The organism is Vreelandella sp. ssv (assembly GCF_059448525.1).
This window is the reverse complement of record NZ_CM182545.1, coordinates 2,865,520-2,884,070: the sequence shown is the minus strand read 5'-3', so window position 1 is coordinate 2,884,070 and position 18,551 is coordinate 2,865,520. Positions and strand designations below refer to the sequence as shown.

The following is an 18,551-nucleotide window of genomic DNA, read 5'->3' as shown; positions in this document are numbered from 1 at the left end:
TCTGCTTATTTACATAACAAAGCCTGGAGTTAAGCCAAGTGAGGGTGCCTATTCACGCTGCTGACTTCGTTTTAGAGCGAGTATAACGTTAACTCGGATAATCACATTTAAGGCGACAGGGTAGCGGTATGGGTATTCAAGCATGGTTTATTATTCTAGGCGTTGGTGCCATGACGCTAATTGTACTGGACGGCAAGCGTTGTAGGAGAGCACAGCGCATTGCTGGTTTATCCAATCGTCCGCAGCATTTATCTGCCGTCGGTACTTCGCCTATTCGTAACGAACCGCTTGAGGAGGTGACACCGCTACAATCGGTTGACGCTACCGCTGTGGAAGTCGCATCGGAACACTCCCTTCAAGGAAGTCGAATTGGGGCGGCTACCTATATTGCAGGCAAAGTAATCGCCGATGAGCCCATACTCATTAAAGGGCATGTAATAGGGACAGTAATTGCGCCTAATCACACGGTTTCGGTGACCGCCACCGGCTATGTAACGTCCTATGTGGAAGGGAGTAGTGTCGAGATTGATGGTCACGTGGTAGGCACCCTGAAAGCCAATACCAAGGCCACGCTGCAAGCACGAGCTCGAATACAAGGTGTGATCGAAGCACCCCGGTTAGCGTGTATGTCGGGAGCTTGGCTACAGGTGGAGGTAGCCCCGCAGTCTTGTCGTCATCGACCAAAAGTTGCCATGGTGTCTTAAAGGCTGTCACCGCGCTCCCTTTTTACGCCACAAAGTATACAAACGTCTGAAATCACCCTAAATCATTTCAGTTGTCTTGACCCTCGCCGATACTTAACTGAATGACTTATAAATGAAAAAGGGATCAATGGGATGAAGCACCTCTCTATTAAATGGAGTCTGACTGCCGCGTTAGCCTTGCTGGTGCTGATGATTGGGTTGATCAGCGGGCTTGGATTCTATGCGAATCATAATAGCTCTCAAGCACTTGAGGAACTGACAAACACTAACGTACGGCTCACGAACTTAGCCAATCGTACACAAGTGCACTCGCTGAGAGCGCAAACTTTTCTAGACCGTGCGGCAAGTTTTAGCACCCAAGGTAATCCAGAAAAAGGCCAAGAGAGCCTTGCTATGGCAGCAGAAGCAGTCGCTGCTGCAGAGGCGCGTTTTAATGAATTTAGGGCTGTGCCAGTCGATCCCGAAGGCACACTTGCGCCTCACCGCGATGCGATTATCAGCGCCTATGAAGCCTTTGTGACAGAGGGCATTTCCCCGTTGTTAGAGGCCGCTCCTTTTCAAATTCAGCGTCGGCAGGAAGAGTTAGGCATATTAAGCGCCAATCTGGATGCGGCAATGGGTGCATTTATTGCCTATACCGAAGGGCGCGGGGCTAGTGTCCTACAACAGGTGGACCACTTAGCCACTGTTATCGGTGTCATTGCCATTACCCTGTTAGTGATTTCACTCTTGGCAGCGGTGGTCATTAGATGGGCAATGATGCGTAACGTAGTAAGGCCTCTGCGCGACGCCAGTGCGCATTTCGACCGAATTGCCGGTGGCGATCTAACGGGCCACATTGAGGACCGTGGTCGCAATGAAATTGGCCAGCTATTCAGTGGTCTAGCGGCTATGCAGGAGAAATTAAAACAATTGGTGGTTTCTTTGCGGGGCAGTAGTGAGCGTGTTTTCAGTGGAGCAGGCAATATTTCAGCGGGGAGCCAGGATCTCTCTTCCCGAACCGAGCAGCAGGCTTCATCACTACAACAGACCGCTTCTAGTATGGAAGAGATGTCGGCAACAGTGAGTAAAAATGCTGAAACGGCTCAAGAGGCGGATCAGCTTTCAGTGGCGGCATCACAGTCTGCGGAGTCAGGAGGAGAAGAGGTAGAGCGTACGGTGCAATTAATGCGTGAGATTGCAGCTAGCGCGGGCCAAGTAAACGATATTATTGGTGTTATTGATTCTATTGCCTTTCAAACCAACATCTTGGCACTCAATGCATCTGTCGAAGCCGCGCGTGCAGGCGAGCAAGGTCGTGGCTTTGCAGTGGTCGCCAGCGAAGTCCGTTCATTAGCGACGCGCAGTGCAGACTCAGCGAAAGAGATACGTAGTTTGATTGAGCAAACCACCACGAAAATTAACGGTGGCGCTGAACAAGCAGAGCGCAGTGGAAAAACGATTCATCAAACGGTGGCCGCGATTCGTCAAGTCACCGCACTAATGGGTGAGATTTCGACCGCGACACGGGAGCAGAATAGCGGCATTGAGCAGATTAATGCTGCCCTTACCGAAATGGACTCGGTCACTCAGCAAAATGCTTCTCTGGTTCAACAAACCAGCGCCGCCGCAAGCTCTTTAGAAGGACAGGCACGCGAGCTATCCGATTTGATGGCTACTTTCCGCATTGATGAAAGCGCTGCCAGTAATGGTGCACTAACAGGCTACGATACCAGCCAAGCGCCAGCAGCCAGTCGTCTCGTTGAGACAGCCCCCCGTCAGCAGACGATGCAAAGCCAAAAAGCCACTGTCGACGAATGGGACGAATTTTAGGTCTTATTTAAGTAAACGCCGCCGAAATTAAAAAAACCACTATCGGCGGTGTTTAACGTTCAGAAGATCGAAAAGCTTCACGCGCGGGCAGATACGCGCAGACGAACATAGTCGGCCGTCCAGTTACCTTGCTCATCACGTAGGCTGTGGCCCAGTAGTGTTAAGGTATTTTCCAGCACGGCCTCTCGCACATCTTCATCAAGCCCATGTAGAAAAGGACTGGCAAAGGTTTCAAGCCATCCAATCATGCCGGTAGGTAATGGAGTAGGGCGAGGAATTAGCTCAATGCTTTCAACTTTGAAGCCGACTGTTTCCAGCATGCCAGCATACTCATGCGGAGTAGGAAAGTACCAAGGGTGACGGCCACGAGCGCTAATGCCACGAAACTGCAGGGCCGCAATCAGCGCGGTGCAAATAGCAGCAACATTGCCATGACCTCCAAACTCGGCCACAAACCGTCCTCCTGGTTTCAACGCTCGCTTAACCCCAGCTAGAACCGCCTGGGGATCAAGCATCCAGTGCAGGGCCGCATTGCTGAATACGGCATCGAATTCGTGATCAAAGGGCAACTGATGGCCATCGACCACGCGGGCAGTAATGCCACGCTGACGTGCTGCAGTGACCATCTCTTCTGAAGCATCGATCCCTAGGACATTAGCTCCTAGCTGCACTAAGCGCTCTGTCAACGCGCCATCGCCACAGCCAAGGTCCAAAATGCGTTCACCGGGTTGAGGTGCCAACAGTTTGACGACGTCGCTGCCTAGCTTAGGCACAAAATTAGCATTTTGGGCGTAGTCGCTGGCATTCCACTCTTGCCCGGGTGCGTTTTGAGAGATATTGGTCATGTCGGCTTCCTGCGTCGTTATTATTCCATCAAGGGGTAGCATAAACATATAGCCTTAGCAGTATAGCCTGCCGATGGCTAACTTATTAGATAGACAATAAAATTCTAATAAATACTGTGGTATTACCTATTTGTTCTAAAGATATTTTGCTAACAGTGAGCAGCATGCGGTGCAATTTAGCAACACCAATGGAGGGTGTTAATGAGCCTATCAATATCGCGTTACAACATCGTCTCTCCCGTCGGGGTCATTGCCGATACCCATGGGTTGTTACGTGATGAGGCGCTTATATTATTACAAGGGTGCGAGCTAATCCTGCATTTAGGTGATGTAGGCAATAAAGACGTGGACAAAGCGATTTTAGAGCGTCTGGAAACGCTGGCACCCGTTCACTGTGTACGAGGCAATATCGATACGGCCGCTTGGGCGGGGAGCTTGCCGATGCAGCAAGACATCATTGTTAATGATCGCCATCTGCACCTCGTTCATCGCTTAGAAGATTTTGATCCGACGACTTCTTGCGATGTCATTTTGCACGGCCACTCACATAAACCCCGTAATGAGCGTCAAGCGGACAAGCTGCTGTTCAACCCTGGCGCCGCCGGAAAGCGCCGTTTTAATCTGCCTTTAACGCTGGGTAAACTATGGATAAACCAACGCGGGGTGCGAGGCGCGGTTATCCATTTGTTTTAGGCAGCTTTTGGTGCAACAGGCTAACCCTGTCATCTTGTACAAATCTGTTACCCTGTATTCAGTTGTTATTCAGATAAGTGTTACCCAGAAAAGAGAGGCTCCATGAACGACGTAATTGAGTTACTTAAATCCCACCGTTCCATTCGTAAATTTAGTGATCGGAAGATACCGAGCGAGTTACTACATGAATTGATTCAAGCCGGGCAGGGGGCTGCTACGTCCAGCCATGTTCAGGCATACACCGTCATCCATGTGAAAAATCAGGCGAATCGCGAAAAGATCGCCGAGCTTGCCGGTGGACAAGATTACGTTGCCTCGTGTGCTGACTTTTTAGTGTTTTGTGCTGATATGAAGCGTCCCACCGAAGCATCTGAGCGCACAGGGGCGAACGTTGTGCGTGGCATGACGGAACAATTATTAGTAGCGACTGTGGATACGGCGCTCATGGCGCAAAATGTAGCGGTGGCTGCAGAATCTGAAGGATTGGGTATCTGCTATATCGGCGGTATCCGTAACAACCCGCAAGAAATTAGTGACCTATTACACTTACCCGAACACGTTTACCCCGTATTTGGCATGTGTCTTGGCTATCCAGATCATGACCCTGAAGTTAAGCCGCGCCTACCAGTGGAAGCAGTTCTTAAAGAAGACTACTACACTGAAGACAGTGAGCAGGTGAAAACCTTTGATGACACCATGCAGGCTTACTACCAAGCCCGCAGCAGCAGTAATAAAGATACCGATTGGTCGCATAATCTTAAGCCGCTTTTCGACAATAAGCTTCGCCCCCACATGCGTGATTTTTTAATCAAGCGTGGTTTTGAGATGAAATAGGGGCTCAGCACACTTTTTAATGGAATTTTTGGAAAAGAGAAGGCTCTGTTCGTTATTAGAGATTCTCTTTTCCTCGCTATCAGGAGCTTCACCGCATGCGCGTATTTGCTAACCCCGTCGGTTCCGGCTCTCTTTGGTTCGACAACCTCACCACTGCTGACGGAACGCCCGTTGCCTATGACCCTCAGGCCCGTGCTTTTGTCCCAATGCCGCCGTTCTGCATCAATCGAGACATTATTGGCTGTAATTGGATCGCACCTGAAGAGGGCGCTTTTTGCCGCTCTTGCGCCATGACAGCTTTAGCACCCGATCCAGAACTACCCAACGCGATACCTAACTGGGCGAAAACCGAAGCGGCCAAACGCTGGGTGCTGGATAACCTGGGTCGATGGCACTGGTTCCGTCCGGAAGACCCCGGCGCACCGCCAGCCTTCCATCTGCTGGCAGAGGGGCGCTCACCCGTGCCGATGGGACATATAGAAGGCGTGGTGACCATTAGTGTGGCGGAAGTAGATCCCGTTCTTGTCACAACCCGTCGCGAGGCACTAGAAGAGCCTTATCGCACGATGATTGGCCACATGCGACACGAAATCTCGCACATGCTTTGGTGGCGGCTTAGCCTGCGTGAGGATTTTCTTGATGCGTTTCGTGAGATGTTCGGTGACGAGCGCCAGGATTATACGGCCGCGCTTCAGCGCCACTACACAGAGGGCCCGCCGCCGAACTGGAAGGAGAGCTTTCTGACGACTTATGCGTCTGCCCACCCTCACGAAGACTGGGCCGAGACTGCTGCACATCTGCTGCATTTAACGGATATAGCCGATAGTTTTGCAGCCTCAGAACTCTCATCGCCGCAACTGCCAAGCCATCAGTGGGAGCCGTATGCAGAGACAGATGCTGAGCGTTTGATTTATGTAGCAGCAGAGCTCACGGTGGGCGTTAATCACGTTAACCGTTCAATGGGCTTGCCGGATCTGTACCCCTTTGTGCTTTCTGAAACGGCTCGCCATAAGCTTGCGTTTGTACATGATTGGCTACGTCGGGGAGCGCAAGGGCTGTAATAGAACTATACATTTGGATATCGCCGCGTCATAAAGCAGTCGCGGCATTGCCTCAACGTTATAAGCATGGTGATAACGAAAGATAATAACAACAAAGGCCGATTATCCACGCATAATATCGGCCATACAGTATGGAGAATGAATGATGAACCTAGATCGCGCTTACCGCCTTTTAGCAGCTTTCTACACACTGATACTTATCATTGGTGCCATCGCTATATTGGCAGGAGGTGGAACGCTGCTTTCACCTGTGTATTTGCTGTTGGGGGCACTAGCAGTGATTGGGCTGTGGGGGTATATCCTCAAGCGCCGGTTTATGAACCCGCGCATGTGGCGGCCTCTAGCGGTGGTATTAGCGATTGGAATTGTGCTTCAGTTATTCATCATGCTCACTACACCGCTGTCGAGCGTCCTTTTAACCTGGATGCTTACCAGCAGCATTTTTTCAGTCATGTTAGTCATCATGCTTTACCATTATGGAAATCGTGATCAACCGCTATGGGCCACCGAAGAAGAGCAGGCGGATGCTCGCCAGTTGGATGATTTATTAGCGACTAGCTCTCCAATAACGGCCGTTACACGTGATGGGGCTCGGGAGAATAGCGTTAAAGTGTCAAAATATGAGGGTGGCTATCAAGCGAGCGTTACGCGACGTACACAAGATGGCCAAGAGCGATTTGAAGAGCGTTTCAAGTATCCTGAAACACTAGTCTTTTTTTTGGAGAAATTTACTAGCGTTAAGGTTAATGACTTTAATGAATCTACATAACTTTGAAACTATAGTTGCCTGGAGAGGTTGAGAGTTTAAATTCTAATTAGATGATGAGGTTGTGATTTTCGAGAGATTGTTTGAATAGCAAGCTCTTTTTCTATACATGTGTATAGCGGTATTAGTTGTGGTGGTAAGTTTGCAATAGCTACATTCTGGTCGATATAATATGCTGCTCGATTTCCACAATAGTTTATAATTTCGCCTACTTGTTGAAAGTGAAGGCCAGATGCCTTAAGCAGTCTATTAAATCTTGGTTCTAACATTGCAAAGACGTGTCTTCTGTGCGCTAAACCGACAATGGCCGTGGCGGCAAGGAATAAGCTTAAACTAATGACTGAGTGATTTCCGATGTCGTTATTTAAATCGATATAGTTGATTGGAGGGTTTTTTTTCTTTCTGAATAGCGGGTTGACTGCTAATCTAGAAACTTCGCAAATAGAGTTTTTAGCCATTTTTTCTGGATGGTAGTCAGGGTTGGTTAAGCTATTAGAGCAGTAGTCTTCAAGGGGTAAAGTTTGTGGAAAGCCGTTAATATTTTGGTCTATGACGACAATTCTTAAACATCCAGCATCGATTCCACTTTCTCGATGCTGAAGAAGACAAAGTATTGAGTGTTGGTCATGTGAGTCTTTTTCTAGAGTGGAGCTTTTTTTATCTCCAATGTTGTAGTTCAACTCATCATTGAAAACTTGATGGCGTAATAAAAATGCGCGTTTCTTCTCATCAGGAGAGTGGGCGATAATGAATTTAAAATTATTGAAAAATTGATGTGGGTCTATGCTTGATTTTAATGGTAATGCAGCTGGCTCTAAAATATGGTCGATTTTTGTTGACATCTTTGATTCCTTGGTTTTGTGGTGTTTTTAATATATAGATGTGATTAGTTTCTGAAGTTGCGATGGCTTCCCTAAATAAAAACCTTGACCATAAGTTATTCCATAGGATTTTAAGATAGGTATAAGTGCTTCCTGATCAACAAATTCAGCAATCGTTTGCTTGCCAAAACCTTTAGCAATGTCAGCAATAGCGCGAACAATGACGCGACTGTCAGGACTAATTAGCAAACTGCGAATAAAAGAGCCATCAATTTTAATGTAATCGACGGGCAGTTGCCCGAGGTAGTGGAAACTGCTGAAGCCTACCCCAAAGTCATCCAGTGCGGTACGGCAACCCAGATCGCGAACTGCTTGTAATACTCCCCGTGCGGTAGAAAAGTCAGTAACCGCAGCTGTTTCTGTTACTTCCAATATTAAGTGGTGAGGATCAGCGCCACTGGCCGTCAGCTCGTCTGCCAAATACTGTTTTAACCCTCCATCGTGTAGGGACTGGCCAGAGAGGTTCACCGCTAGTGTGATACCCCGATCCTGTAATTGGCTAAGTGCCTTTAAGCTGTGCCGCAATACCCAGCGATCGATTAAGACAATTTGTCCGCTCTGCTCAGCAATAGGAATAAAGTGCGCGGGAGCAATGAGGCTGCCATCTGCGTCAAGCATTCGCAGCAGTACCTCATGGTGTTTTACGTCTTGGTCTTCCAGGCGCATGATGGGTTGGATCATTAGCTCAAAGCTATTTTCTTCAAGCGCATCGTGGATGCGTTCAACCCAGTAAACGCGTTCTTGTAGCTCGTCTTTGGCATTTTCCGACTTGGAAAGTATATGCCAATGCTGGATACCGCTTGCCTTGGCTTTGTACATAGCCACGTCGGCACTAGCCAGTATGTCGGCAGGCGTATTGCCATGGGTTGGGAATAGGGCAATACCAATGCTGGCCGTTACCCGATGTCGTCGCTCTCCGACAACGAAGCCGATGCCGTCTAATAACTGCACTATATATTGCGCGACTCTGATCGCTTGTTCAGCATTAGCATCTTCCAGGAGCAGCGCAAACTCGTCACCTCCTAGGCGGGCAATGACGCCGCGGCGGCCTAGATTATGAAAAAGCGTGTCTGCTACTTCTCGCAATAACTTGTCACCCACATGATGCCCGCTCAGTTCATTAACTTCTTTGAACTGGTCTAAGTCCAGCAGTAGCACGGCTCCTTTTGCATTGGCAGCGCGTTCAATGGCGATTTGTAGCGCATTTTGGAAGTAGCGTCGATTGTAAAGCTCCGTGAGCGGGTCACGTTCGGCAAGCCACGTAAGCCGGGCTTCAGCGGCCTTGCGTTCGGTAATATCGAGGCCAACTGAAATGCGTGAAACCTTCCCGTCGTTACCTGTATGCAAAGGCGCGTGATACCAGGCGATGGTGTGGATGTGTTGGTCAGGTGTGCGTAGCGTTTTCTCTTCTTGCTGAGGAAGGGTAAATGAAGCCACCGAGGTGGTAATGCCAGCATCAAATACATCCGCAAAAAGACGACCGAGCAGGGAGGATTGACTCATGCCTAACACTAGCTGGGTATATGCATTGACTAGACTGATGCGGCCTGTGCTGTCCTGGGCAATGATAAATACCTGAGCAGTATCCAGTAAGCCATTGACGAAATCACGCTCTTTGGCTAGCTCATCAATCCGCTCAGCTAATTGGTTCCCGCGCTCCTGGACTTCACATTGAAGCAGTTCAAGTTGGCGTGAAAGCTCAAGCGTGGTGCTTTCAAGTACGTCTATTTCGTCTGGAATGCCACGGCGATGGTTGGGGATGGCGGCATGGATATCGCTAAACTTTCCGTTGGCCAGGGCAGGCAGCAAGCCGGCGACACGGCGCAATCGAGCCATAGGGCCAAGGAGTATGACGAGGAGCAGTAGCTCAGCGGCAAACCAGCCGAGCACCCCTACGAACAGCAACGTGCGAGTATCCTGATTAATGGCTTCAATTTGGCCAGTAATATCCGATATCAGCAGGAAATAGCCAATATTGCTACGCTCGTTGTCCTCTTCCATTCGTACTGCGCTGAGTTCCAAATGCCTGCCCGCGTGCTCAAGGCTTAATGGTGTTTCCATCAAACGGCGCACTGGCACTGCCTCCGCCGCACGCTTCAGCGGTCCCAGGCTTTGTTCTTCACTGGTTAACGCTAACAGATGACCGTTCCATGCTTTCAACTGACGAGCGGCTGTTATATTGCTTTCTTCCGCTAAGCCTGTAACCAGTAACGCAACTTCGCTCCCAGAGACTTCTTTTGCTTGCCGAGTGACATCAGCTAATGAGCGGGAAAGCACAACCATGCCAACGCTCTCGCCTTCTACCAGCACCGGCACAGCCGCGAATTGTTGGCAACTTATTGAGCAGCGAAGCGTTGTTAATGGCCGTTCGGTATTCATGACACGCCGCACCCAACTGAGGATGGGGAGCTGCATTTCTGAATTACCTGAGCCCCAGTTGCCAAGCACCTGGCCACGAGTGTTAATGATTAAAATTTCATCGATGCCCGCTTCAAGCTGAAGTGCTGGCCATTGGGAGTCCAGCGCTTGTTCCACATCAACGTTATTACCTGCTAGTAAAGGAGGGCCTAAGCTAGCAGATGCAGCAGTTAAGCCAGCCAACTGGCGTAAATTCTCAGAGGAACGAGCAAGCGCTAAACGAATTTCACGCTGCTGGCGCTCATGGTGTTGGCTACGGCTTTCTTGAAACTGGCGAGTAAGGTTTTCGTGGCCCAGCCAAGTAAATAGTGTCACTAGTGCTAAAAGCAGTAGGCTACTTAAGGCGATGACGCGCCATGTTAAGCTAAGGCGCCGAGGTATCCGAAAGAGGTTAGGTGATTTCATCGCAGCAGCAGCATCCTAGCCAGGAACGAGTAAAACGTCAGAAACGTAGCGATAACTGAAACAGCCACATGTTCCATCTTCGGCTAGTTGCGGCTGAGTCTGGATTATCCTGATTCGGTAGCCAACCAGTACCATCAACATGGTGATATTCACCTGCCAACATTACTTGAGGGTACGGTGTCCACTGCAGGCCAAATGTTAGATCGTCTGCAAATTGAGAGTGAGCAGATCCTAGACCGTTTGCTTCAAAAGACTTTCCAGAACGGTCATTATTATTATTAATTAAGCTGTCATATCTAACAAGCCAACTCCACTTTTGATTAATAATGCGCTGATACTGCACATACCAGCTTTGTCCGGTGATTTCAAAGTTCCTGGGGATATTACGCCCTTGAAGAGATTGTTTCCTAAGCGCAAATTCAGTAGTGAGGCTCCACAGCTCTTGGTTATATTGTATTGATGCAATCCACGGTTGAAAGTCAAAAGTGCCTGCCCCTGTAGGAAAATTGACATTTAATTTAACATCAGCTGCGCTGATGGCAGCAACAAAATTGCTATTTTCGTGTTCGTATAAAAGCTGGGCTATTGCTGAATAATCTTCTGAAGAAACATTTGGTCTAACATTACCAGCAAAAAGCTGTCTTGCTAGGTCTGAGCCTGTTTGCGGGCGCCCTAAACCGCTTCGAATACGTAGCGAGCCAGTGGGTATTCGTTCGTCTAGATATAAACTGATCCCGTCTGCAGCAATACCAATTGACCGAGTGCGGTCAAAATAAATAGATTGGGGCAGAAGTATGCTAGGGCGTGTAAAGGCTACATCACGAGTTTGGTTATAAAATCCGAAAGGATTCTTGAACCTTCCTAGCTGAACACCAAAGGTACGTTCTTGGTCCGAAATCATTTGGTAATCAATTAGACCATAATCCAGCTTAGGCTCAGCATCGCTGCTATCGCCACCAGCTCGACGACTCAGCACCTGAGCAGCAACAAGCACATCCTGATGAGGTCGTAATGATGCGTTGAGGCCGATTTCTGTGAATTCTAAGCTGCCTTCCTCACGGCTACTGTGGCCAAAGAAGTTGTTATGGTCAGTAACGACTAGCGCCTGACTCAAAAAACCGTGCACCTGGAGGGTGTCCGTCATGCCTTCATCACTTTGGGCGTAAGCAGAAAAAAACATCACCACAGCACCTACCAGCGCGGCTAAAGCTGGATATTCAATCCATCGAAATGACTTGGACACTATCATCCAGATACTCCCTTTCAAGGTAGCCAATGGCGCCGGGTGTGGTTGCAACATGCTCGCGCATCGCCGCTTGGTCACTTACTCGGTCTGGGGCTTGCCCAGTCCCAGAGAAGACCATGCGGTCCCAGGCCAACTGCAGCTGATGCGGGTAAACCGCCAATTGCTCTTTGGCAAAGCGAGCATGCACGGGATTGCTATTATTTAATACGAAGACTCTGACAGCCTGGCCGTCCGGCCATGAGCGCTGACGCATGGCGAAAATCGCACGGGTGGTATCGCGATTCAGCCAGCGGGTGGCGACATCAGGATGAGCCACTAAACAAAGCGGTGCTTCCCGAGCAACGGCATTCGTTCCAGCGAAAGTGAGCCCCACCAGTAAAAAGAAGGTGGTCACTAGAAGTAAGGCCAATCGTAATGAAGAACCGTTCACAAGGGGTGATGACATTGGCGGTGGCTTACTGCTTGATTGCTGAACGCCAGGATCATGCACGATGCAGATACGTTCTGCACTTTAGATGTGTATGAGTTAATGACGTGTTCTCCCTCGTAGCCCTAATGGCATTGTTCTTTTAAAATCAGAGCTAATTATAATGACTGAACGATTCGCACGAAAAAAACAACTATGCCATATCGATACAGCACATACACAAACACTACATTAATCCGAGAAAAATAACAGGAAGATATGTCAACGAATAGGGAGGGTCCGTTGCTGTTGTTATTCTGTAAATCAAGACATAAGCGGAACCCAACCATGTTCAGAACCAATCGAAAACGATACAGCGACCAGCAATCCTGCTATCTCCTAATTAAATCCCTAATGATCCCAATGCTATTAATACGGTTATCTACCAAGCGGCGCGCATCCTGAATAAGGATTTTATCTCGACGAAAGTCAGCCGTACTTTCGCAGCCAAGTACATCAGCGAACAGCGGCTTGAGTTGCCCATGCCGACCCTTCTCTGGTTAATCCCTGCGGCTAGCTTATGCTCCCCCTGCCGATGAATGCTTGTACATGATGCATAATCGTCTGTGCGACACTATTTGCAATTGGCATCTTAAAAGGATCATTCACCATGTTTACCGGCCTAAGTGCATTTCCACTAACCCCTATGAACGAGCACAGCATTCAGGAACGTGAGTTTAGTTGTTTAGTGCAAAACGTGGCCGCAGCTGGCGTGGACTCCATTGGCGTGTTGGGATCGACGGGCAGTTACGCCTATTTAAGCCATGACGAGCGTGCTCGTATTGCCAAACTTAGCGTGGAAAGCGCAGGAAGTGTGCCGGTTGTCATAGGGATTGGTGCGTTACGTACCCGCGATGTGCTGGTCAATGCCGAAAACGCCCAGCAAGCCGGTGCCAGCGGGGTGCTGCTGGCACCGGTTTCTTACCAAAAACTCACCGATGATGAAGTATTCGACCTTTATGAAACCGTCTGCCGATCGCTGAGTGTTCCGCTATGTGTGTACGACAATCCTGCCACTACTCACTTTGAGTTCAGCGATGCGTTGCATGGACGTATCGCCCAATTGGCGCAAGTTCGTTCAATCAAGATTCCGCCGGTGGCTAACGACGTAGAGATTGCCCGAAAGCGTGTCGCAAAGCTGCGTAAGCTGATTCCCTGTGATGTCACCATCGGCATCAGTGGCGACCCGGCAGCAGCAGCAGGGCTAAATGCTGGCTGCGATGCTTGGTACTCTGTTATCGGTGGGCTTTATCCAAAAGCCGCACTAGCGCTAACGCGGGCTGCGCAAGAGGGGAATGCGCAACAGGCCAGCATGCTTTCCGACACCCTTGAGCCCTTATGGGCGCTATACCGTAAGTACGGTGGTAGCCTGCGGTTAGCCGCTACCATGGCAGAAATAACCGGAAAGGTAAGCCACCCGTGCTTGCCCCAGCCGCTTAAAACCCTTCAAGGGGATGACCGCAAACGCGTTGAGCAAGTGCTGGAGCAGCTTGGTTTCGATTAACACCCGGTAGTAGATTAATGCCAAGTGGGAGCCTCTAGCTGCCGATTAACCATGCTATGAGACAGGGAGGTTTCCTGTGGTTAGTCGGTGAGTAGAGCCCGCCACCACGATCTCCTCGTCGGTCGGAATGATAAGTACGTCGACACCTGATCTCTCGGTACTGATGCGTATGGCATGCTGTTCGTTGGCGTCGGCGTCTAATGCGACCCCTAGCCATGCCAACCGTTGGCAAATGAGACCACGGACTAGTGCCGAATGCTCGCCAATCCCGGCAGTGAACACAATCGTCTCGAGTCCTCCGATCGCCGCTGCCAGCTTGGCAAGCTCTCCTGCCGCGCGATAGCAGAATAGCTCAATGGCTTCTCGCGCTTCGAAATCAGTGCTGGATTGAAGTATCTCCATATCGTTGCTGATGCCCGACACGCCGAGGAGACCCGACTCTTCATAAAGAAGGTGCTCAAGCTCTGGGGCCGTCATTCCCAAACTGGTAATAAGATGTAGGAGAACACCAGGATCAATCGTACCGCAGCGCTGGCCCATCATTAGCCCATCAAGGGCAGTAAACCCCATGCTGGTGGCCACACTGCGACGGGCCTTCATGGCACACATACTGGCACCATTTCCAAGGTGAGCCACGATCACACGCCCATCAGCTCTAGCGCCGATGTGGTGAGGCAAGGTATTGGCGATATAGTCGTAGGAGAGACCGTGAAAGCCATAGCGAATAATACCCGATTCCGTCAGTGCTCGGGGCAGTGCAAACAGCTGGGCTAAGCGGTCTTGGGTCCGGTGAAAGCTGGTATCGAAACAGGCGACTTGCGGCAGGCCTGGCAGAGTAGACGAGACGGAGCGAATTGCCCTTAAACTATGTGGTTGGTGAAGTGGTGCCAAAGGTACGAGTGCCGTAAGTTCGTCGAGCAGTGCTTCAGTTACCTTCGCTGGGCCAGCATGGTTGCGTCCGCCGTGCACGACTCGATGTCCTGCGGCGATGATATTGACACCACCACGGTGGTTGTTGAGCCACTCAAGGAGTATGGGAATAAGGTCATCTAACGCTGCGCCGGCTGCTAGAGATAACCCTTCGCTGTCCGGTAGGGTGAGGCCTTCTCTGTCACGTGCTGAAAAAACGCAATGGCTGCCAATACCCGCAATTTTACCCCGCAAAAGAGCAACTGCCGGGGTGGCAGTATCAGGATAGAGGGCAAACTTGAGGCTCGATGACCCCGCGTTCAAGACCAGAATCGCGTCAGTCATGCTACTTTATTTTCTCTGTTGTTTATAAAGCACTGTGCCAGGGCACATGAAGCGAGACGAGCCATTGAGCTATCCGCCCGGCTGGTCAGAATGATTGGTACGCGCGCGCCGAGCACAATGCCTGCTGCGTCGGCACCGGCCAAATAAATTAGCTGCTTGGCCATCATATTAGCCGCTTCGAGGTCGGGGGCGACCAGTATGTCGGCGTAACCAGCAACCTCAGACACGATGCCCTTGTTTGCCGCTGCCGAAGCAGAAATGGCATTATCGAAGGCAAGCGGTCCATCGATAAGGCCACCGGTGATTTGTTGCCGATCAGCCATTTTGCACAGCGCCGCTGCATCGAGCGTCGAGGTAATACGAGGGTTAACGGTCTCGACCGCGGATAATATCGCCACCTTTGGCTGTGGGATGCCTAATGAATGAGCAAGATCGATGGCGTTCTGCACGATATCACGCTTAGTCGCGATGTCGGGATAGATATTAATAGCAGCATCAGTGATAAAAAGCGGCTTGGGATAGGGAGGGGCATCAAGCACATAGACATGGCTCATCCGCCGTTCCGTGCGCAGGCCTGCTTCTGCACTCACTACCGCATTCATCAGCTCATCGGTATGCAGTGACCCCTTCATAAGCATGTCCGCACGAGAGGCACGTACCAAAGCCACGGCAGCTTCCGCAGCTGCATGGCTATGCGCTGCATCGACTATTTCGATGCCTTCGAGGCTCTCACCTGCGGCGCTGGCCGCTGCCTGGATCTTGGCCGTCGGCCCCACTAGAATCGGCACAATCATACCTTGGCGTGCAGCCTCAAGCGCCCCTCTGATAGAGAGCTCGTCACAAGGGTGAACCACAGCGGTACGAATAGCGGCAAGATGATGCGTCGCAGCGATCAACTTGGCATATTGCGCCCCTTGCACGTGCAAATGTACTTCGGGCAACACGACGCGAGGGCGTCGCACCTTTTCGCGTGGTGCAATCACTTCAGCAGTGCCTTCAATGACTAAAGTGTCGTGCTGGTTGAAACATGTGCAGGCCAGGATTAAACGGTCTTTACTGTGTTTTTCGATGACCTCGACCCTAACAACGACCGTATCCCCCAGGCCCACTGGGGCAATGAATTTCAGGCTCTGAGTGATAAAGATAGTACCGGGACCGGGGAGCTGAGTGCCAAGCACTGCCGAGATCAATGCGCCCCCCCACATACCATGCGCAATGACTCCATGAAAGATATCGGTTTTAGCGTATTCAGCATCAACATGCGCGGGGTTAACGTCGCCTGACATAACAGCAAAGAGTTCAATATCTTGAGTTTTTAATGTCCGGGTCAGTTCTGCGTGATCCCCGATGGAAATCTCATCGTAGGTTTTGTTCTCTATATACTGAATGGTGTCAGCGTCTGTTGACTCAAGCTTGGACATGGAAACCTCCCTCGACGTAGGCAGTATCGCCTGAAACGCAGCGCGCTTGATCGCTGGAAAGCATCACCGCCATATTGCCGACCTCCTCTACCGTAACAAGCACTTGTTCCGGCGCCTGCAAGCGTGCTGCATCAATCAATGCATTAAAGTGTGCAATCCCCGAGCCCACCCTGGTCATCAGTGGCTCGGCAAGGTGTGCCATGTGTATCAGTGAGTGAACGGATATATCCATCGCCCTTGAAAATCCAGTATGCGAGTAATCAGTGACACGGCCATGAATATCCTCGACAGGACAATGAAGACAGTCCTTAAGACAGCCCTTAAAACTGTGTTTAAGACAGTGCTTAAGACAGTTTTCAGGGCCGCTTTTAAGTTCGTTTGCAAGGTCGTTGTGAAGAGCTTTCATGTTTGCCTCACATAAGTGCCGGGCGCATCGCCAAGCACCGCAAACCGTCCTGAAGTAGCACCCATGGGCGGAGGAGGGATAGGCTCAGACGAATGTTCTGCAAGCCAGGCCGCGAACGAGGGCCACCATGACCCCTCCTGTGAAGCAGTATCAGCACACCATTCGGCAGGTGAACGGTAAGTGGCATCAGCCTGGGTGTGGGCGATGCGAAAATGTCGATTATGGTGACCTGGAGCCGACACAATGCCCGCATTGTGTCCGCCACTGGTGAGAACGAAGGTCACATCCATATCAACGAACAGGTGAAGTTTGTAGACGGAACGCCAGGGAGCGACATGGTCGTCCTCTGTACCGACGGCAAAGATGGGGGCACGAATGTCGGTAACCGCGATGACTTTTTTACCCACATGATAGCGCCCTTCGGCCAAGTCATTATTCAGGAAAAGCCAGCGTAGATACTGTGAGTGCATCCGGTAGGGCATGCGTGTCGCGTCAGCATTCCACGCCATTAGGTCAAAGGAATGACTCTGCTTGCCCAGTAAATAACGCTGGATAGCGGGAGCCCAGATCAGGTCTCGAGCACGCAATAAGGCAAAGGCTCCGGCCATCTGTTCCGAAGACAAATAGCCTGTATGCGACATCATGTCTTCAATCATGGTCACCTGGGAGTCGTTGATAAACAAACGCAACGGCCCCGCCTCGGTGAAATCAATTTGAGCGGCTAGAAAGGTAATTGTCGCGCAGCGCTCATCGCCTTCGCGTGCCATGGCCGCTGCCGCAATGGCCAGCAGTGTACCACCGAGACAGTAACCTACCGCATGGAGCGTTGGCGCGTGGGTAATCGCCTGAATAGCATCGATGGCCTCCATGATGCCAAGTTGTCGATACTCCTCCATGCCTAGTTCGCGATCCTCAGCATCGGGGTTTTTCCAAGAGATGATGAAAACGGTAAATCCCTTATTTACCAAAAAGTTAACAAGTGAATTGGTCGGCGATAAATCAAGGATGTAGTATTTCATGATCCAGGCAGGCACGATTAAAACGGGTTCGGGACGAACCGTTTCGGTGCTGGGGGTATATTGAATTAATTCAATCAATTCGTTACGGAAAACGACTTTGCCGGGGGTGACCGCAAGATTACGCCCGACTTCAAAGGGCTGCGGCCCCTTGGGCTGAGATAGGCCTGCTTTGTGATAGAGATCGTCAGCAAATTGCTTTGCGCCTCGGATAAAGTTCTGACCCCCTTCGGCGTACATTGCGGCCAAGACTTCTGGATTGGTAAGGGTAAAATTGGAAGGCGCTGCCGTGTCAATCATAAGACCGGCCACAAAGGCCATGAGGTTTTCATGCGCGGGCGCAACGCCATGAACCCCCGTCATAGCCTCTTGCCACCATTGCCAGTTCTGTTGATGGACCTGTGCCAACAAGTTAAAAGGATAGTGCTGCCAACCCTCCCCAGCGAACCGCCGGTCCAAGGTGGCGGTCTCGTCGCTTATTGGTTGGGGGTTTAGCGCTTGAGTCCATAGCATCTGCGTATTACACATCGCTGATGCCATCAATTGCAGCTGCTTGCCAGGCGAAACTGTCAGGTGCACAGCCCAGTCCATCCACGCCTCACCCAGAACCGATGGAGCAAGTCCAGACGTGGCTTTTGCCACAGCCCGGTGGGCAATTTGGTCTATAGCTTGATAGAAAGTGGGTAAACCGTTGTGCTTAACAGGACAGTCGATATCAGCAGGTGTCGTATCAGCCGCCGCTATTGCCGAACGTTGTAACATCGTTCCTCCCTGGGGATGGTATTGCTATTCCATCCTCTATAAGACGAGATGTTAGTC

Annotated in this window: 16 protein-coding genes; 7 read left to right on the top strand and 9 right to left on the bottom strand. The window is 50.5% G+C overall.

The genetic code is table 11. From position 1 onward, the window contains the following. The first annotated feature begins 128 nt into the window (after positions 1-128). Both AC5TBW_RS13145 and AC5TBW_RS13140 read left to right on the top strand, forming a co-directional pair. Positions 129-704: a bactofilin family protein gene (locus tag AC5TBW_RS13145; protein ID WP_495508994.1), complete on the top strand. Its 576-nt coding sequence runs from the start codon at positions 129-131 to the stop codon at positions 702-704. Positions 705-836: 132 nt separating this feature from the next. Next, the gene (locus AC5TBW_RS13140) at positions 837-2,516 is read left to right on the top strand and encodes a methyl-accepting chemotaxis protein (RefSeq protein WP_495508993.1); all 1,680 of its coding nucleotides are present in this window, start codon (positions 837-839) and stop codon (positions 2,514-2,516) included. Between the two features lie 77 nt (positions 2,517-2,593). Here AC5TBW_RS13140 and AC5TBW_RS13135 read toward each other — a convergent pair whose 3' ends face one another. Next, positions 2,594-3,361 carry a methyltransferase domain-containing protein gene (locus tag AC5TBW_RS13135; RefSeq protein WP_495508992.1) on the bottom strand — a complete coding sequence of 256 codons (768 nt, stop codon included), beginning with the start codon at positions 3,359-3,361 and terminating at the stop codon, positions 2,594-2,596. A 201-nt stretch (positions 3,362-3,562) separates the two neighbouring features. On the opposite strand from AC5TBW_RS13135, the gene AC5TBW_RS13130 reads away from it, so the two are divergent. The 4 genes from AC5TBW_RS13130 (at position 3,563) to AC5TBW_RS13115 (ending at position 6,718) form a co-directional block, all read left to right on the top strand. Next, positions 3,563-4,054, top strand: a complete 492-nt coding sequence (locus AC5TBW_RS13130; RefSeq protein WP_495508991.1) for a metallophosphoesterase family protein — start codon at positions 3,563-3,565, stop codon at positions 4,052-4,054. Between the two features lie 102 nt (positions 4,055-4,156). Continuing rightward, positions 4,157-4,888: an oxygen-insensitive NADPH nitroreductase gene (nfsA, locus tag AC5TBW_RS13125; protein ID WP_495508990.1), complete on the top strand. Its 732-nt coding sequence runs from the start codon at positions 4,157-4,159 to the stop codon at positions 4,886-4,888. A gap of 95 nt (positions 4,889-4,983) precedes the next feature. Next, positions 4,984-5,949, top strand: a complete 966-nt coding sequence (locus tag AC5TBW_RS13120) for a zinc-binding metallopeptidase family protein (protein ID WP_495508989.1) — start codon at positions 4,984-4,986, stop codon at positions 5,947-5,949. Positions 5,950-6,094: 145 nt separating this feature from the next. Next, positions 6,095-6,718, top strand: coding sequence for a hypothetical protein (locus tag AC5TBW_RS13115; protein ID WP_495511968.1), 624 nt, complete (start codon positions 6,095-6,097; stop codon positions 6,716-6,718). 35 nt (positions 6,719-6,753) lie between these two features. Here the strand turns inward: AC5TBW_RS13115 and AC5TBW_RS13110 are convergent, their stop codons facing one another. Genes AC5TBW_RS13110 through AC5TBW_RS13095 form a run of 4 tightly spaced genes read right to left on the bottom strand, consistent with a single transcriptional unit; the run spans position 6,754 to position 12,110 of the window. Next, entirely contained in the window at positions 6,754-7,557 is an 804-nt protein-coding gene (locus AC5TBW_RS13110) for a PEP-CTERM/exosortase system-associated acyltransferase (RefSeq protein WP_495508988.1), read from the bottom strand. A gap of 27 nt (positions 7,558-7,584) precedes the next feature. Beyond that, the gene (locus tag AC5TBW_RS13105; protein ID WP_495508987.1) at positions 7,585-10,419 is read right to left on the bottom strand and encodes a bifunctional diguanylate cyclase/phosphodiesterase; all 2,835 of its coding nucleotides are present in this window, start codon (positions 10,417-10,419) and stop codon (positions 7,585-7,587) included. Between the two features lie 37 nt (positions 10,420-10,456). Continuing rightward, complete coding sequence (locus tag AC5TBW_RS13100) at positions 10,457-11,668, bottom strand: hypothetical protein (RefSeq protein ID WP_495508986.1); 1,212 nt, start codon at positions 11,666-11,668, stop codon at positions 10,457-10,459. Next, positions 11,637-12,110, bottom strand: coding sequence for a hypothetical protein (locus AC5TBW_RS13095; protein WP_495508985.1), 474 nt, complete (start codon positions 12,108-12,110; stop codon positions 11,637-11,639). The genes AC5TBW_RS13100 and AC5TBW_RS13095 overlap by 32 nt, the downstream gene beginning before the upstream one ends. Positions 12,111-12,741: 631 nt before the next feature. On the opposite strand from AC5TBW_RS13095, the gene AC5TBW_RS13090 reads away from it, so the two are divergent. After that, the gene (locus AC5TBW_RS13090) at positions 12,742-13,635 is read left to right on the top strand and encodes a dihydrodipicolinate synthase family protein (RefSeq protein WP_495508984.1); all 894 of its coding nucleotides are present in this window, start codon (positions 12,742-12,744) and stop codon (positions 13,633-13,635) included. A 54-nt stretch (positions 13,636-13,689) separates the two neighbouring features. On the opposite strand, the gene AC5TBW_RS13085 is transcribed toward AC5TBW_RS13090, so the two are convergent. The 4 genes from AC5TBW_RS13085 to AC5TBW_RS13070 form a co-directional block, all read right to left on the bottom strand. Beyond that, positions 13,690-14,889 carry an acetate/propionate family kinase gene (locus tag AC5TBW_RS13085; RefSeq protein WP_495508983.1) on the bottom strand — a complete coding sequence of 400 codons (1,200 nt, stop codon included), beginning with the start codon at positions 14,887-14,889 and terminating at the stop codon, positions 13,690-13,692. Continuing rightward, the gene (locus tag AC5TBW_RS13080) at positions 14,886-16,310 is read right to left on the bottom strand and encodes a bifunctional enoyl-CoA hydratase/phosphate acetyltransferase (RefSeq protein ID WP_495508982.1); all 1,425 of its coding nucleotides are present in this window, start codon (positions 16,308-16,310) and stop codon (positions 14,886-14,888) included. The genes AC5TBW_RS13085 and AC5TBW_RS13080 overlap by 4 nt, the downstream gene beginning before the upstream one ends. After that, the gene (locus tag AC5TBW_RS13075; RefSeq protein ID WP_495508981.1) at positions 16,297-16,542 is read right to left on the bottom strand and encodes an SDR family oxidoreductase; all 246 of its coding nucleotides are present in this window, start codon (positions 16,540-16,542) and stop codon (positions 16,297-16,299) included. The genes AC5TBW_RS13080 and AC5TBW_RS13075 overlap by 14 nt, the downstream gene beginning before the upstream one ends. 170 nt (positions 16,543-16,712) lie before the next feature. Then, entirely contained in the window at positions 16,713-18,494 is a 1,782-nt protein-coding gene (locus AC5TBW_RS13070) for a PHA/PHB synthase family protein (RefSeq protein WP_495508980.1), read from the bottom strand. Positions 18,495-18,551: the final 57 nt, after the last annotated feature.

What these genes read in the sequence shown, in the direction of transcription:
- AC5TBW_RS13130 (WP_495508991.1), top strand. Translation starts at nt 3,563, where the DNA reads ATGAGCCTATCAATATCGCGTTACAACATCGTCTCTCCCGTCGGGGTC.
- AC5TBW_RS13085 (WP_495508983.1), bottom strand. Translation starts at nt 14,889, where the DNA reads ATGACTGACGCGATTCTGGTCTTGAACGCGGGGTCATCGAGCCTCAAG.
- AC5TBW_RS13080 (WP_495508982.1), bottom strand. Translation starts at nt 16,310, where the DNA reads ATGTCCAAGCTTGAGTCAACAGACGCTGACACCATTCAGTATATAGAG.
- AC5TBW_RS13135 (WP_495508992.1), bottom strand. Translation starts at nt 3,361, where the DNA reads ATGACCAATATCTCTCAAAACGCACCCGGGCAAGAGTGGAATGCCAGC.
- AC5TBW_RS13120 (WP_495508989.1), top strand. Translation starts at nt 4,984, where the DNA reads ATGCGCGTATTTGCTAACCCCGTCGGTTCCGGCTCTCTTTGGTTCGAC.
- AC5TBW_RS13095 (WP_495508985.1), bottom strand. Translation starts at nt 12,110, where the DNA reads ATGTCATCACCCCTTGTGAACGGTTCTTCATTACGATTGGCCTTACTT.
- AC5TBW_RS13115 (WP_495511968.1), top strand. Translation starts at nt 6,095, where the DNA reads ATGAACCTAGATCGCGCTTACCGCCTTTTAGCAGCTTTCTACACACTG.
- AC5TBW_RS13105 (WP_495508987.1), bottom strand. Translation starts at nt 10,419, where the DNA reads ATGAAATCACCTAACCTCTTTCGGATACCTCGGCGCCTTAGCTTAACA.
- AC5TBW_RS13070 (WP_495508980.1), bottom strand. Translation starts at nt 18,494, where the DNA reads ATGTTACAACGTTCGGCAATAGCGGCGGCTGATACGACACCTGCTGAT.
- nfsA (WP_495508990.1), top strand. Translation starts at nt 4,157, where the DNA reads ATGAACGACGTAATTGAGTTACTTAAATCCCACCGTTCCATTCGTAAA.
- AC5TBW_RS13100 (WP_495508986.1), bottom strand. Translation starts at nt 11,668, where the DNA reads ATGATAGTGTCCAAGTCATTTCGATGGATTGAATATCCAGCTTTAGCC.
- AC5TBW_RS13075 (WP_495508981.1), bottom strand. Translation starts at nt 16,542, where the DNA reads ATGGATATATCCGTTCACTCACTGATACACATGGCACACCTTGCCGAG.
- AC5TBW_RS13110 (WP_495508988.1), bottom strand. Translation starts at nt 7,557, where the DNA reads ATGTCAACAAAAATCGACCATATTTTAGAGCCAGCTGCATTACCATTA.
- AC5TBW_RS13145 (WP_495508994.1), top strand. Translation starts at nt 129, where the DNA reads ATGGGTATTCAAGCATGGTTTATTATTCTAGGCGTTGGTGCCATGACG.
- AC5TBW_RS13140 (WP_495508993.1), top strand. Translation starts at nt 837, where the DNA reads ATGAAGCACCTCTCTATTAAATGGAGTCTGACTGCCGCGTTAGCCTTG.
- AC5TBW_RS13090 (WP_495508984.1), top strand. Translation starts at nt 12,742, where the DNA reads ATGTTTACCGGCCTAAGTGCATTTCCACTAACCCCTATGAACGAGCAC.